The sequence below is a fragment of the Pseudomonas chlororaphis subsp. aurantiaca genome, from assembly GCF_013466605.1.
Taxonomy (GTDB): domain Bacteria; phylum Pseudomonadota; class Gammaproteobacteria; order Pseudomonadales; family Pseudomonadaceae; genus Aquipseudomonas; species Aquipseudomonas chlororaphis_I.
The window spans coordinates 6,417,287-6,431,778 of record NZ_CP059162.1; the positions used below are offsets into that span (position 1 = coordinate 6,417,287).

The window sequence follows — 14,492 nt, forward strand, 5'->3', positions numbered from 1 at the left end:
CGGGTCACGGGAAACGGCCGCCAGTATCCTCGCCTGTCCGGCAAAGACCAATAGCCCTATTAACAATATGGATTGCCTGAAGTTGCCATGCGCCCAGGCAAGCCACAAAGGAACTACCCAATGAGCACCCGTTTCAAACTGTGGCGTCGACACCTGGCCTGGGCCTTGCCGACCGCGATCCTGCTGGCCGGTTGCAATGGCGGCGAAGTCGGCAAGCCACCCCAACCCCACGCTGTCGCGACCTATACCAGCGCCAGCTGGGAAGCCTTGCCCACTGTGTCCGACAACGACCTGCTGGCCGGCTTCGGCTCCTGGCGCAGCGCCTGCACCCGACTGAAAGCCGACCCGGTGTGGGGCTCGACCTGCGCGACGGCGGCCAATGTGCCGCTCACCGCACTCGATGTCCGCAGCTTCCTCAAGGAACACCTGGATGTCTACGGCCTGCGCTCGGCCAGCGGCAGCAGCAACGGCCTGATCACCGGCTACTACGAGCCGGTCTATCCGGGCAGCCTGACCCAGACCCAGGCCGCGTCAGTGCCGGTCTACGGCGTGCCGGAAGACATGATCATCGTCGCCCTCGACAGCATTTATCCCGAACTCAAGGGCAAGCGCCTGCGTGGCCGCCTCGAGGGCCGGGTACTGAAACCCTACGACGATGCCGCCACCATCGAGGCCAAGGGGGTCAAGGCGCCGGTGATCGCCTGGCTGACCGACCCGATGAACCTGCAATTCCTGCAGATCCAGGGCTCGGGCCGCATCCAGCTGGAAGACGGGCGCCAGCTACGCATCGGTTATGCCGACCAGAACGGCCACCCCTACCGCCCCATCGGCCGCTGGCTGGTGGATCAGGGCGAGCTGAAGAAAGAGGACGTGACCATGGGCACCATCGCAGCCTGGGCCAAGGCTAACCCCAATCGCATCCCGGAACTGCTGGGCAGCAACCCCAGCTACGTGTTCTTCAACCGCAACCCGGACAGCAACGAAGGCCCGCGCGGCTCGCTGAACGTACCGCTGACGTCCGGCTACAGCGTGGCGGTGGACCGCAAGGTGATACCGCTGGGCAGCCTGTTGTGGCTCTCCACCACCCGGCCCGATGGCAGCAGCCTGATCCGCCCGGTGGCGGCGCAGGACACCGGCGGCGCGATCGCCGGCGAGGTTCGCGCCGACCTGTTCTGGGGCACCGGCGACGCGGCCGGGCAACTGGCGGGGGACATGAAGCAGCAGGGCCAGATCTGGATGCTCTGGCCCAAGGGCGCCACGCTGCCGAAAGTGCCTGAAGTCACCGACAGCAAATGACCCTGTAACGCTGCCGCCTCGTCGAGAGGCGGCAGCGGCTACGAAAGCCGGTCAGATCGATACGAAAAAGAAGCTGGCAATCAGCGCGATACCGACGAGCCACACCAGCGACCGCAGGGTCGCCCAGTCCGCCAGGTAGCAGATGATGTACAGCAGGCGACTGGTGATGAACAGCACCGCCAGCACATCGATGGTCACCAGTTCGGCGACGTTGGCGATGTGGGCAATGATCACCCCTGCCGCGAAGGCCGGGGTCACTTCAAAACTGTTGAGCTGCGCCGCGTGCGCCCGCCGGGCGAACCCCTCGAGGGTCTCGAGATAGGCCCGTGGGTCATGGTTCTGCCGCAGGCCAAAGTTGCCCCCGCTGAACTTGGCAATGCTGTTACACAGGTAAGGCAGGAAGATGGCGATCAATACACACCAGAAAGCAACGGTCATGGCAGAGTCCTTTTTAAAGTCATGAGGGGAGCGGGGTCAGAACTTCATCACCAGCATGCCGATCAGCACCAGCCCACAAGCTAAGAGCCGAGGTCGGCCGAAAGGTTCTTTCAGGTAACGCATGCCGAACAACACCACCAGGATCACGCTGATTTCCCGCAGCGCCGCCGCCTCGGCGATCGATCCCAGCTGCATGGCCCACAGCACCAGAGCGTAGCTGAACAATACGCAGAACCCGACACTCAACCCCAGCTGCCATTGCTCGCGCCAGAACAGGGTGAAGGCCGCACGCTTGCGCAGCAGCGCCAGCAACGGGAAAGGCCAGGCGCTGAGCAGCGTCATCCACACCAGGTAATCCAGCGGATGGGACCAGCGGCGCAATGCCTGACCGTCGATAAAGGTGTAGCAGCCGATGCACAGGCCGATCAGCGCCACCACCGGCAACATCGACCACGGCAGGCGGTCGCCGCCACCGCCCTGCCACAGCAGGCACAGCATGCCGAAAGGGATCAGCAGGATGCCGAGGATCTGCTGGGGGCTGAGTACCTCGCCCGCGAAGATCAGGGTCAGGGCCAGCACCACCAGGGGCGAAAGACCGCGCATCAGTGGATAGACCAGACCCAGGTCGCCGACTCGATAGGCCTGGATCAGCAGGTAGCGGTAGAGCAATTCGAAAACCGCCGAGGCCAGGATCCACGGCCAGATCTCCAACGGCGGCCATGCGACGAATCCCAGCATCAGCGCCACGAACAGCAAGGCGACACTGTCCATGCAGGCCACCACCAACAAGCGCTCGCCGCTGAACTTGATCAGAGTATTCCATGCCGCATGCAGCAGCGCCGCCACCAGAACCAGAGCTGTCGCCAGCACCTCACACTCCCTGTTTGCGATGAGAGAATCGATTCACCTAGGCACTACGGCTGTCTATACTGACGCCGACCACGCCGCACTCAGTTGCGCATATCTATTCCAATAATTTTTGCTGCTGCCCGATCCGCCGGACCTGAGCCGATGGAGGAGCAAAGCCGGCATGCGTATGCCTGATCAAGGCGTCAAGACTACAGACAGAGAATCCTCGCATGCCACTCGCCTTGCTCGCACTGGCTGTTGCCGCCTTCGGCATCGGCACCACCGAATTCGTCATCATGGGCCTGCTGCCCGATGTCGCCCGCGACCTGTCCGTCAGTATTCCCCATGCGGGCCTGCTGATCACCGGTTACGCCCTGGGCGTGGTGTTCGGCGCGCCGATCCTCGCCGTCGGCACCGCCAACATGCCGCGCAAGGCTACGTTGCTGGGCATGACCCTGATGTTCATCCTCGGCAACGTGCTCTGCGCGCTGGCGCCGAACTACGCCACGCTGATGGCCGCGCGGGTGATCACCGCACTGTGCCATGGTGCGTTTTTCGGCATCGGCTCGGTGGTCGCCGCCAGCCTGGTGGCGCCGAACAAACGCGCCCAGGCGATCGCCATGATGTTCACCGGCCTGACCCTGGCCAACGTGCTTGGCGTGCCGCTGGGTACAGCGTTGGGGCAGTACGCCGGCTGGCGCTCGACCTTCTGGGCGGTGTCGGTGATCGGGGTGATCGCCGCCATTGCCCAATGGCTCTGGCTGCCCCGGCATATCGCCATGGACAAGGCCAACCTGGCCAGCGAGCTCAAGGTCCTGGGCAAGGCCAACGTGCTGCTGGCCCTGGGCATGAGCGTGCTGGCCTCCACCAGCCTGTTCAGCGTCTTCACCTATATCGCGCCGATCCTGCAGGACGTCACCGGCGTCAGCCCCCATGGCGTGACCATCATGTTGCTGCTGTTCGGCGTCGGCCTGACCGCCGGCAGCATGCTCGGCGGCCGCCTGGCCGACAGCCGCCTGCTGCCGTCGCTGGTGGCCATGGCGCTGGCTGTGGTGCTGGTGCTGGCTGCGTTCAGCCAGACCAGCCACCTGCTGATTCCGGCGGCGATCACTTTGCTGTTGTGGGGGATTTTCGCCTTCGCCCTGTGCCCGATCCTGCAACTGCTGATCATCGACCAGGCCCATGAGGCCCCCAACCTGGGCTCGACCCTGAACCAGAGCGCCTTCAACCTGGGCAACGCCGCCGGCGCCTGGATCGGCGGCCTGGTGGTCGCCAGCGGCGCCGACCTGGCCGACCTGCCGTGGACCGGAGCGCTGGTCGGCGGGCTGACGGTGCTGACCGCGCTGCTGTTCATTCACCTGCAACGCCGCCAGGCAGCCGCGGTCAATGTATCCGGCTGAGGCCGCCGAGCGCGCGACTGGCCGACAGTCGCCTCTAGAACCACACACCGACCGGCTCACCGCCAGAAGAATCTGAACTTTCCTTGTCGGTGTGCCCCGGGCCGCCAGCGGCCCATCCAACCCTTGCCCGATGGCTTTCGGGCTTTCTTTTCACGTTTCTATCCAAGGGACTCCGGATGCTTGAACTCGTTGCCGCCTTCATCTGCCTGACCACCCTGCTCACCTACGTCAATTTCCGCTTCATCGGCCTGCCACCGACCATCGGTGTGATGGTCACCGCCCTGCTGTTTTCCCTGCTGCTGCAAGGCTTGAGCTTCCTCGGCTATCCCGGCCTGGAAGAGCATGTGCAACAGCTGATCGGCCAGATCGACTTCGGCGACCTGCTGATGAACTGGATGCTGTCGTTCCTGCTGTTCGCCGGCGCCTTGCACGTCAACCTCAACGACCTGCGCAGCTACCGCTGGCCCATCGGCCTGTTGGCCACGGTCGGCGTGCTGATCGCCACGTTCGTCATCGGCAGCCTGGCCTACTGGATCTTCGGCCTGTTCGGCTGGCACGTGAGCTTCCTCTATTGCCTGCTGTTCGGCGCCCTGATCTCGCCGACCGACCCGATCGCGGTGCTCGGCGTGCTGCGTACCGCCAACGCGTCCAAGCCACTGAAAACCACTATCGTCGGCGAATCGCTGTTCAACGACGGCACCGCGGTGGTGGTGTTCACCGTGTTGCTGGGGATCGCCCAGCTCGGCGAAACCCCGACCCTCGGCGCCACTGCCCTGCTGTTTGCCCATGAGGCCATCGGCGGCGTGGTGTTCGGCGGACTGATCGGCTACCTGGTGTACCTGATGATCAAGAGCATCGAGCAGCACCAGATCGAGGTGATGCTGACCCTGGCCCTGGTGATCGGCGGCTCGGCGATGGCCAGCGAACTGCACGTCTCGGCGCCGATCGCGATGGTGGTGGCGGGCCTGATCATCGGCAACCTGGGGCGCAACCTGGCGATGAACGACATGACCCGGCGTTACCTGGACGGCTTCTGGGAACTGCTCGACGACATGCTCAACGCCCTGCTGTTCGCCCTGATCGGCATGGAGCTGTTGCTGCTGCCGTTCAACTGGCTGCACTTGCTGGCCGCGTGCCTGCTGGCGGTGGCGATCGTACTGTCGCGCCTGCTCACCGTGGCCCCGGCCATCGTCCTGCTACGCCGCTGGCGCAGCGTGCCGCGCGGCACTATCCGGGTACTGACCTGGGGCGGCCTGCGCGGCGGGGTTTCAGTGGCGCTGGCCCTGGCCCTGCCATTGGGCCCGGAGCGCGACCTGGTACTGAGCATCACCTACATCGTGGTGCTGTCATCGATCCTCCTGCAGGGCCTGACCATCGGCAAGCTGGTACGCCATGTCACCCAGGATGAGCCAGCGGTCACCCAGGACGCTCACTGATCCTTTTCTGATCGATCGCGGACCCGCTCGGGGTCCGCAGTCGTTTTTGGCAGGCCACTTTCACTGCGCACCTGGGCATGGCTGATCAGGGCGAAGATAAAACTGCCGCCGACGATGTTCCCCACCAACGTCGGCCCGGCGAACACCCACCAGAAATCCCGCCACGGCAATTCGCCGGCAAACACCAGGTACGAAACCTCCACCGAACCGACCACGATATGGGTGAAATCCCCCAGGGCCATCAGGTAGGTGATCAGGATGATGATCCACATCTTGGCGCTCTCCATGGACGGGATCATCCAGACCATGGTGGCGATCATCCAGCCGGAAATGATGCCCTTGGCGAACATCTGCCCGGCATCGTTCTCCATGACCTTGCGCCCGATATCGAGGAAGGCCAGGTCGGTCTTGCCGTCGAAAATCGGCAGGTGCAGCATCACGTAGGCCACCAGCAGCGTGCCGCACAGGTTGCCCACCAAGACCACGCCCCACAGGCGACACAGGCGCGCGAAGTTGCCCAGGGTGGGTTTGCTCATGACCGGCAGCACGGCCGTCAGAGTGTTTTCGGTGAAGAGTTGCTGGCGCGCCAGGATCACCGCCAGGAAGCCCGCGCAGTAACCGAAACTGGCAATCACCTTGAATCCTTCGCCGTCGGGCAGGCGCGAGTTGAGCAGGCCCATGCCCATCAGCGACAGGCCCATGGTCAGGCCGGCGGCCAGGGCCGACCACCAGAGCGCCGCGACGCTGCGCTCCAGCTCCTTGTCGCCCTGGGTGCGGATGATCTCGTGCAAGACCGCCGCGCGGGGCGGCTGGTTCTTGTCTACGTCGTGCTGTTCTTCGGGAGAAAGGCCCGGGGTCTTGCCGTCTGTCTGCACGTTAGTGGCTCCTGAACCTGTGGGTACCTTGTCAGGTACGACATCCCGGGTTCAGGGCTCGTTCAGTGCCCTCATGCAGGAATGGACAGGCTCGATACCTACCGTGGAGAGGATCGGCTCAGCCGATCGGCTCGTCATCCTTGAACTGGTCTTTCACGTACCTGATCTCGGTACGACCGTGGGGAGCCGGCAAGCCGTCCTCGCCCAGGTTGACGAAAACCATCTTCTCGACGGTGAGGATGCTTTTGCGTGTGATCTTGTTGCGCACTTCACAGGTCAGGGTGATCGAGGTGCGGCCGAATTCGGTGGCGGTGATGCCCAGCTCGATGATGTCGCCCTGGCGCGAGGCGCTGACGAAGTTGATTTCGGAAATGTACTTGGTGACCACGCGCTGGTTGCCCAGCTGGACGATGGCGTAGATCGCCGCTTCTTCGTCGATCCAGCGCAACAGGCTACCGCCGAACAGCGTGCCGTTGGGGTTGAGGTCTTCGGGTTTTACCCATTTGCGGGTGTGGAAATTCATACTCACTCCTGACCGTCTTGCCGATTGATGCCGGCATCATGGCAGACCCCGGCGCAGAGCTCTATTGAGCTTCTACTATGGTCGCGATTACCGTTCGATCATCGTCCGACAGAAATCCTTGGGAAGTCGCAGGCAGACGGCTATAATCGCCTCCGTTTCAAAACGGTAACGATCACCTGATACCGTTTTCCCGCCACCTGTCCGAGGGGCGCTGCAGCAGGTTCGACCTGTCAGGCTCGGATGGGGCGTTGTCTGGCCGTGATGGTTCGGTCAGTCACTAAACGCACAACGGCGCCCATTCGCATACTTACGAATGGAGGCTCTTCATGAGCGCTGTCATCACGCCTGCAGATTTTACCGACTACAAAGTCGCCGACATGTCCCTGGCCGCCTGGGGCCGTCGTGAAACCATCATCGCCGAATCGGAAATGCCGGCCCTGATGGGTCTGCGCCGCAAGTACGCCGCTGAACAACCGCTCAAGGGCGCGAAGATTCTCGGCTGCATCCACATGACCATCCAGACTGCCGTGCTCATCGAAACCCTGGTTGCCCTGGGTGCCGAAGTACGCTGGTCGTCCTGCAACATCTTCTCGACCCAGGACCAGGCCGCTGCCTCCATCGCCGCCGCCGGCATCCCGGTATTCGCCTGGAAAGGCGAGACCGAGCAAGAGTACGAGTGGTGCCTGGAGCAGACCATCCTCAAGGATGGCAAGCCTTGGGACGCCAACATGATCCTCGACGACGGCGGCGACCTGACCGAGCTGCTGCACAAGAAGTACCCGCAGGTGCTGGATCGCGTCCACGGCGTGACCGAGGAAACCACCACTGGCGTGCACCGCCTGCTGGACATGCTGGCCAAGGGCGAACTGAAGATCCCGGCCATCAACGTCAACGACTCGGTGACCAAGAGCAAGAACGATAACAAGTACGGCTGCCGTCACAGCCTGAGCGATGCGATCAAGCGCGGTACCGACCACCTGCTGTCCGGCAAGCAAGCGCTGGTCATCGGCTACGGTGACGTGGGCAAGGGCTCGGCCCAGTCCCTGCGTCAGGAAGGCATGATCGTCAAGGTTTCCGAAGTCGACCCGATCTGCGCCATGCAGGCCTGCATGGACGGTTTCGAACTGGTTTCGCCGTTCATCGACGGGATCAACACCGGCACCGAAGCGAGCATCGACAAGGCCCTGCTGGGCAAGATCGACCTGATCGTGACCACCACCGGTAACGTCAATGTTTGCGACGCAAACATGCTCAAGGCCCTGAAGAAGCGCGCCGTTGTCTGCAACATCGGTCACTTCGACAACGAAATCGACACCGCTTTCATGCGCAAGAACTGGGCATGGGAAGAAGTGAAGCCCCAGGTGCACAAGGTTCACCGCACCGGTCCGGGCGCTTTCGACGCCCAGAACGACGACTACCTGATCCTGCTGGCCGAAGGCCGCCTGGTGAACCTGGGCAACGCCACCGGTCACCCAAGCCGCATCATGGACGGTTCGTTCGCCAACCAGGTCCTGGCGCAGATCTTCCTGTTCGGCCAGAAGTACGCCGACCTGTCGCCAGCCCAGAAAGCCGAGCGCCTGACCGTTGAAGTACTGCCGAAGAAACTCGACGAAGAAGTGGCCCTGGAAATGGTCCGCGGCTTCGGTGGCGTGGTCACCCAACTGACCAAGCAACAGGCTGACTACATCGGCGTGACCGTCGAAGGCCCGTTCAAGCCGCACGCTTACCGGTACTAAGAGCAGTTGCAAGCCTTGAGCTTCAAGCGGCAAGCAAGGGCCACAAGCCCTGCTTGCCGCTCGAAGCTTTCGGCTTCGTCCCTATTTGCTTAAACAGTTTCAAGCAGCCCGTTCCAGGCACAAGAGCTGAGCGCACCTCCGCTACTCTTGCAGCTTGTGGCTTGCAGCTTGTAGCTGGAGGTTTCCTCCATGTCCCAAGACCGTCGCTACAGCTTCGAGTTCTTCCCGACCAAGACCGATGCTGGACATGAAAAACTGCTCGCCACTGCCCGCCAGCTGGCCAGCTACAACCCCGATTTCTTCTCCTGCACCTACGGTGCCGGTGGCTCGACCCGCGACCGCACGATGAACACCGTGCTGCAGCTCGAAAGCGAAGTGAAGATCCCGGCCGCGCCGCACCTGTCCTGCGTGGGCGACAGCAAGGCCGACCTGCGTGGCCTGCTGAGCCAGTACAAGGCCGCCGGCATCAACCGTATCGTTGCCCTGCGCGGCGACCTGCCTTCGGGCATGGGCATGGCCAGCGGCGAGCTGCGTCACGCCAACGACCTGGTGAGTTTCATTCGTGAAGAGACCGGCGATCACTTCCACATCGAAGTGGCGGCGTATCCGGAAATGCACCCACAGGCGCGCAATTTCGAAGACGACCTCAACAACTTCGTGCGCAAGGCCAACGCCGGCGCCAACAGTGCGATCACCCAGTACTTCTTCAACGCCGACAGTTATTTCTACTTCGTCGAACGCGTGCAACAAATGGGTGTGAACATCCCGATCGTGCCCGGCATCATGCCGATCACCAACTACAGCAAGCTGGCGCGTTTCTCCGACGCCTGCGGCGCGGAAATCCCGCGCTGGATCCGCAAGCAACTGGAAGCCTACGGCGACGACAGCCAAAGCATTCAGACGTTCGGCGAACAGGTCATCACCGAAATGTGTGAACGTTTGTTGCAAGGCGGGGCGCCAGGGCTGCATTTCTATACCCTGAACCAAGCCGAGCCAAGCCTGGCCGTCTGGAACAACCTGAAGCTACCGCGTTAACCGCCCGGCAGCATCAGAAAAGGCCTTGGCGAAATCCAGGGCCTTTTTTTTAACCCCCAATACATCCGAAGGATCGCCGTAGATGTCCACAGGCAGCACCGCAGCACGCCCACAATTGATCTATCTGGTTTACGGCGCCGCGACCTATCACCAGGAAGCCGCGTTCAGTATTGCCAGCGCCCTGGCCGGGCTGCGCGAAACACCGGGCGAGGCCCTCGACATCCAGGTCTTCACCGACAATGCCGCGCCTTACCGCGACCTGCCTGTGCGCGTGCGCCCCTTGGATGAAAGTACCCGCCAGGCCTGGATCGCCCCACACGGCTACCACTTTCGCGCCAAGCACGTGGTGATGCAGCAGGTGCTGCAAGAATCCGAACTGGCGTTGCTGATCGATACCGACACCTTTTTCCACTGCTCGCCGCTGGAGCTGTTTCGCCGCATCCAGCCCGGCACCCTGCTGTGTAACGCCTTCGGCATGTGCTACGGCGCCAACAAGGAATCCGGCCTCTACCAGTCCCTGGCTGGCTTGCTGCGGGAACGCAAACTCGCTGACGACCAGATGCCGTTGCTGAACTCCGGCGTGATCGGCCTGCACCGCGCGGACGCCGATGTGCTGGACCGTTCCATCGCCCTGATGGACGAGCTGTACCCGCTGGCCAACGGCGCCTACACCCTTGAAGAGTTCTGCCTGGCAGTAGCGGCCTATCGCACCAAACAGGTCCGCGAATGCCCCGACCTGATCCACCACTACTGGAGCCGCAAACAGCTGTTTCGCGCCAAGATCAAGGCCTGGCTGGACAAGCACGGCGCAGCGCCCACCAGCAGCGTCGCCCTGGACGAAACCCGCCTGGTCACCGCGACCCTGCCACGCCCGCCGGCGTTGCAACGCTTGGCCTACAAGATCGTGACCCTGGCCCTGCCTGGGCACCAGCGGCAGTTCATGCGCGAAATCCTCTACGGCTGCTACCGCCATACCAACGAATTCGATCAGGCCTGCGCCCCGGTCTGGTGGGAGAAAGCCCGGGAAAACGCCGAAGGCCGCCTGAAAAAGCCGCTCAACAGCCATCAACTCGAGCGCTGGTTCAACCACCCGGTGATTCGCCTGGTACTGGGCCAGCGACGCAAGGCCATCTACCTGCATCTGATCGAGACCAAGGCTGACTGAGGCTTGAGCTAGACAGCCTCTGGTATTGGACGACCTCTCGTCGTAATCTCCAGCGATGCCCCTCATCGCCCAGCTGCTGACAGCCTTTATCTGCGCTTGCCTGAGCCTCGCCGCCCATGGCGAGAAGCTGCGCATTGTCACCGAGCCCTGGGCCCCTTATGTCTATGAGGAACAGGGCAAGGCCCGGGGGCTGGATTACGAAACCACGGCCATTGTCTTCCAGCGCCTGGGGATCGAAGTCGAATGGCAGTTCCTGCCCTGGAAACGTTGCCTGGCCATGCTCGAACAGGGCCAGGCCGACGGTGCCCTGGACATCTTTCACAGCAACGAACGCGAAAGCAGCCTGCTCTACCCCAGCGAGCCGCTGTCGGACGTCGAGTTCGTGATGTTCTATGCCAACGCCCGGCCCTTTCCGTTCCGCACCCTGGAAGACTTGCGCGGGCTGACCGTGGGCACCTCCCCCGGCTATCTGTACAGCCAGGACTTCAGGGAATCCACGCTGTTCAAGCACGAGCCGGCGCCGACCCACGAGGCCAACTTCGGCAAGCTGCTGCGCGGCCGCATCGACCTGCTGATCACCGATCGGCGGGTCGGCCAGCATCTGCTCGACCAACTGAACATTCGCCAGCAGATCACCGAGAACCCCGTAGTCATCAGCCGCCAGAGCCAGTTTCTGGCGGTACGGCGCAATGCCGGCATGGACTTGCTGGTGCAGCGTTTCGGCGCCGAACTCAAGCGCTTCAAGCGCGAGCCGGCCTACGCCGAACTGAGCGCCCGCTACGGCGCGGCCCCGGCCATCGCCGACCCAAGCGCAATGCCGCCCGGCACACCGCTGAAAACCGTTGAGCAGCAGGAACGCAGCGCACGCTGATTGCTCTGTTATACTCCGGCCTTCCCGCCAGGCTCACGCCCGGACGCTCGATCCTGTTCAAGGCATCTCGATACCGCTACAGCGCAGCCACAAGGCCCGCGCGAGCCCTCGCCGATGAGCCTTCAGGAGCCAGCAGGACCGGACGGGATTGCGTCCTCTTAAACGCCATTCGCGCCAGGCAAGACTATCCCTCTGGGCCAAGCCCTCACTAAAACAGGATTACTCATGTCCTTTGCTTCCCTCGGTCTCTCCGAGGCTTTAGTCGGCGCCATCGAAGCCGCCGGCTACACCCAGCCTACTCCGGTGCAACAGCGGGCCATTCCCGCCGTGTTGCAAGGTCGCGACCTGATGGTCGCGGCACAGACAGGTACTGGTAAAACCGGCGGTTTCGCCCTTCCGATCCTGGAACGGTTGTTTCCCAACGGTCACCCGGACAAATCCCAGCGTCACGGCCCGCGCCAACCGCGCGTCCTGGTCCTGACCCCAACCCGCGAACTGGCCGCGCAAGTGCACGAGAGCTTCAAGGTCTATGCCCGCGACCTGAAGTTCGTCAGTGCCTGCATCTTCGGCGGCGTCGGCATGAACCCACAGGTTCAGGCCATGGCCCGCGGCGTCGACGTGCTGGTGGCCTGCCCCGGCCGCCTGCTCGACCTGGCCGGCCAGGGCAGCGTCGACCTGTCCCACGTGGAAATCCTCGTGCTCGACGAAGCCGACCGCATGCTCGACATGGGCTTCGTCCATGACGTGAAGAAAGTCCTCGCGCGCCTGCCCGCCAAGCGCCAGAACCTGCTGTTCTCCGCGACCTTCTCCAAGGACATCACGGACCTGGCCGGCAAGCTGCTGCACAACCCCGAGCGCATCGAAGTCACGCCGCCGAACACCACGGTCGAGCGTATCGAGCAACGGGTGTTCCGCCTGGCCGCCAGCCACAAGCGTGCCTTGCTGGCCCACCTGATCACCGCCGGCGCCTGGGAACAGGTGCTGGTCTTCACCCGTACCAAGCACGGCGCCAACCGCCTGGCCGAGTACCTGGACAAGCACGGCCTGACCGCCGTCGCCATTCACGGCAACAAGAGCCAGAACGCCCGCACCAAGGCCCTGGCCGACTTCAAGGCCGGTGAAGTGCGGATCCTGGTCGCCACCGACATCGCCGCCCGCGGCCTGGACATCGACCAGTTGCCACACGTGGTCAACTTCGAACTGCCGAACGTTGACGAAGACTACGTGCACCGTATCGGCCGTACCGGCCGTGCCGGTCGTTCGGGCGAAGCGATCTCGCTGGTCGCGCCGGACGAAGAGAAGCTGCTCAAGAGCATCGAGCGCATGACCAAGCAGAAGATCCCCGACGGCGATCTGATGGGCTTCGACGCCAGCGCCGTGGAAGCCGAGAAACCGGAAGTGCGCGAGCGTCCGGACGTGCGTAACCCGCGCAACTCCCGTGGCCCGCGTGGCGACGGTCCGAACGGCGGCGGTGGTGGCGGCGGCCGTAAAGACAAAGGCAAGGACAAGGGCAAGGAAAAACCGACCGCTCGCGGCGACCGCCCGGCCCGTGAGCAGAAGCCTCGCGAAGGCACCCCGGCCCGCGAACAGCGCCAGCCGACGCCACGCGCCGACCGTGCCCCGGACGAGTTCCTGGACGACGACGTGGACAACTTCGGCAATCGCGCTGACTACGTCAGCCCGTACCAGAACAAGAACAACCAGTCGGGCCGCGGCCGCCGTCCAGGCGCGCCAGGCCAGGGCGCAGCCAACAGCAATGCGCCACGCGGCGGCCAGGGTCGCTCCGGCGGTCCGCGCAACAGCAGCGGCGCCAGCACCGGCACCCCGCCTGCCAAGCGCAACGGCCCACGCAGCGGCGCTCCACGCGACGGCCAGGCCCGTCGCGAAGAGTCGCGCAATCGTCGTCCGGCCCGTGACGACCAGGCACGTCAGGAGCCGGCGGTGCAGAACCCGCGTGGCAACCAGCCGAAGATCATGCACAAGGAATCGAAAGCCGACCGCTTCCCGACACCCGAGCAGCTCGATCAACTGCCAAGCCGTCCACGTGGCGAGAAACCAGCCTTGCTGACCCGCAATCGCTGAAGTTTACGCGGCAATAAGAAACGCCCCTGATCGCGAGATCAGGGGCGTTTTTTTATGGCCTCTGTAACCGCTGCCGAAGGCTGCGATCGACCGGGAACCGGTCGCTGGCCTCAAGGGCCATGAAGGTCCTGCGGACCTTGTCGCAGCCTCGCGGGCTCGGCAGCGGCTACGGGCGAAGCATTACTTCGCTTTCACACCTTCGAAGGTGATGTACAGGTCGACATTGTTGGAGGCCGGGCCCAGGTCCATCATCTTGCCGAAATCCTGGCGATTGATGCTGGTGGTACCTTCGAAGCCGGCACGGTAGCCGCCCCATGGGTCCTTGCCTTCACCCAGGAAGGTCGCCTTGACCACGACCGGCTTGGTTACGCCGTGCAGGGTCAGGTCACCGGTCACGTCGGCAGTCTGCTTGCCATCGGCGTTCTTGCCGGTTGGCTTGACGCTGGTGGAGACGAACTTGGCGTCAGCGAACTTGCCCACGTCCAGGAAGTCTTTGCTGGCGATGTGCTTGTCGCGCTCGGCGTGGTTGGTGAACACGCTGGCGGTGCGCACATTGACTTCGATCTTGGCGTCTTCAGGCTTGGCCGCGTCGAAGCTGAATTTACCGTCCAGGTCCTTGAAGGTACCGGTGATGAAGCTGTAGCCCAGGTGGCTGATCTTGAAGTCGACGAAGGCGTGCTGGCCTTCCTTGTCGATCACGTAATCAGCGGCCATCGCCTGACCGGCAGACAACAGAGCAGAACCGATTGCCAGAGCGGCGAGAGTCTTTTTCAACATGCTTTCTAT

13 protein-coding genes and 1 riboswitch are annotated in these 14,492 nt (G+C 63.3%); of the genes, 8 read left to right on the plus strand and 5 right to left on the minus strand.

Features of this window, described 5'->3' with window-relative positions:
• The first annotated feature begins 120 nt into the window (after nucleotides 1-120).
• A complete protein-coding gene (gene mltA / locus H0I86_RS29425; protein WP_180923118.1) occupies nucleotides 121-1,296 on the plus strand; it encodes a murein transglycosylase A in 1,176 nt (391 codons plus the stop codon).
• 51 nt (nucleotides 1,297-1,347) lie between these two features.
• Here the strand turns inward: mltA and H0I86_RS29430 are convergent, their stop codons facing one another.
• Together H0I86_RS29430 and H0I86_RS29435 are read right to left on the minus strand one after the other, a co-directional pair.
• Nucleotides 1,348-1,734 carry an MAPEG family protein gene (locus H0I86_RS29430; RefSeq protein ID WP_009051278.1) on the minus strand — a complete coding sequence of 129 codons (387 nt, stop codon included), beginning with the start codon at nucleotides 1,732-1,734 and terminating at the stop codon, nucleotides 1,348-1,350.
• A 36-nt stretch (nucleotides 1,735-1,770) separates the two neighbouring features.
• A complete protein-coding gene (locus H0I86_RS29435; protein WP_180923119.1) occupies nucleotides 1,771-2,604 on the minus strand; it encodes an EamA family transporter in 834 nt (277 codons plus the stop codon).
• A gap of 209 nt (nucleotides 2,605-2,813) precedes the next feature.
• Here H0I86_RS29435 and H0I86_RS29440 point away from each other — a divergent pair, with 209 nt between their 5' ends.
• Together H0I86_RS29440 and H0I86_RS29445 are read left to right on the plus strand one after the other, a co-directional pair.
• The gene (locus H0I86_RS29440) at nucleotides 2,814-3,983 is read left to right on the plus strand and encodes an MFS transporter (protein ID WP_180923120.1); all 1,170 of its coding nucleotides are present in this window, start codon (nucleotides 2,814-2,816) and stop codon (nucleotides 3,981-3,983) included.
• Between the two features lie 176 nt (nucleotides 3,984-4,159).
• Nucleotides 4,160-5,419, plus strand: coding sequence for a cation:proton antiporter (locus H0I86_RS29445; protein WP_180923121.1), 1,260 nt, complete (start codon nucleotides 4,160-4,162; stop codon nucleotides 5,417-5,419).
• On the opposite strand, the gene H0I86_RS29450 is transcribed toward H0I86_RS29445, so the two are convergent.
• Both H0I86_RS29450 and H0I86_RS29455 read right to left on the minus strand, forming a co-directional pair.
• Nucleotides 5,413-6,294 (minus strand): formate/nitrite transporter family protein, encoded by an 882-nt coding sequence (locus H0I86_RS29450; protein WP_180923122.1) that lies wholly within the window; start codon nucleotides 6,292-6,294, stop codon nucleotides 5,413-5,415. The two genes, H0I86_RS29445 and H0I86_RS29450, sit on opposite strands and share 7 nt — an antisense overlap.
• A 118-nt stretch (nucleotides 6,295-6,412) precedes the next feature.
• A complete protein-coding gene (locus H0I86_RS29455) occupies nucleotides 6,413-6,817 on the minus strand; it encodes an acyl-CoA thioesterase (protein WP_180923123.1) in 405 nt (134 codons plus the stop codon).
• A gap of 197 nt (nucleotides 6,818-7,014) precedes the next feature.
• Nucleotides 7,015-7,121, plus strand: a riboswitch (S-adenosyl-L-homocysteine riboswitch).
• Nucleotides 7,122-7,143: 22 nt separating this feature from the next.
• On the opposite strand from H0I86_RS29455, the gene ahcY reads away from it, so the two are divergent.
• From ahcY to rhlE2, 5 genes are all read left to right on the plus strand, one after another.
• Nucleotides 7,144-8,553, plus strand: coding sequence for an adenosylhomocysteinase (gene ahcY / locus H0I86_RS29460; protein WP_180923124.1), 1,410 nt, complete (start codon nucleotides 7,144-7,146; stop codon nucleotides 8,551-8,553).
• Nucleotides 8,554-8,742: 189 nt separating this feature from the next.
• Complete coding sequence (gene metF, locus H0I86_RS29465) at nucleotides 8,743-9,588, plus strand: methylenetetrahydrofolate reductase [NAD(P)H] (protein WP_053270112.1); 846 nt, start codon at nucleotides 8,743-8,745, stop codon at nucleotides 9,586-9,588.
• Between the two features lie 82 nt (nucleotides 9,589-9,670).
• Complete coding sequence (locus tag H0I86_RS29470) at nucleotides 9,671-10,753, plus strand: hypothetical protein (protein WP_180923125.1); 1,083 nt, start codon at nucleotides 9,671-9,673, stop codon at nucleotides 10,751-10,753.
• 55 nt (nucleotides 10,754-10,808) lie between these two features.
• A complete protein-coding gene (locus H0I86_RS29475) occupies nucleotides 10,809-11,624 on the plus strand; it encodes a substrate-binding periplasmic protein (protein WP_180923126.1) in 816 nt (271 codons plus the stop codon).
• A 225-nt stretch (nucleotides 11,625-11,849) separates the two neighbouring features.
• Nucleotides 11,850-13,706 carry an RNA helicase RhlE2 gene (gene rhlE2 / locus H0I86_RS29480; protein WP_180923127.1) on the plus strand — a complete coding sequence of 619 codons (1,857 nt, stop codon included), beginning with the start codon at nucleotides 11,850-11,852 and terminating at the stop codon, nucleotides 13,704-13,706.
• Between the two features lie 180 nt (nucleotides 13,707-13,886).
• Here rhlE2 and H0I86_RS29485 read toward each other — a convergent pair whose 3' ends face one another.
• Nucleotides 13,887-14,483 (minus strand): YceI family protein, encoded by a 597-nt coding sequence (locus H0I86_RS29485; RefSeq protein WP_009051286.1) that lies wholly within the window; start codon nucleotides 14,481-14,483, stop codon nucleotides 13,887-13,889.
• Nucleotides 14,484-14,492 lie beyond the last annotated feature (9 nt).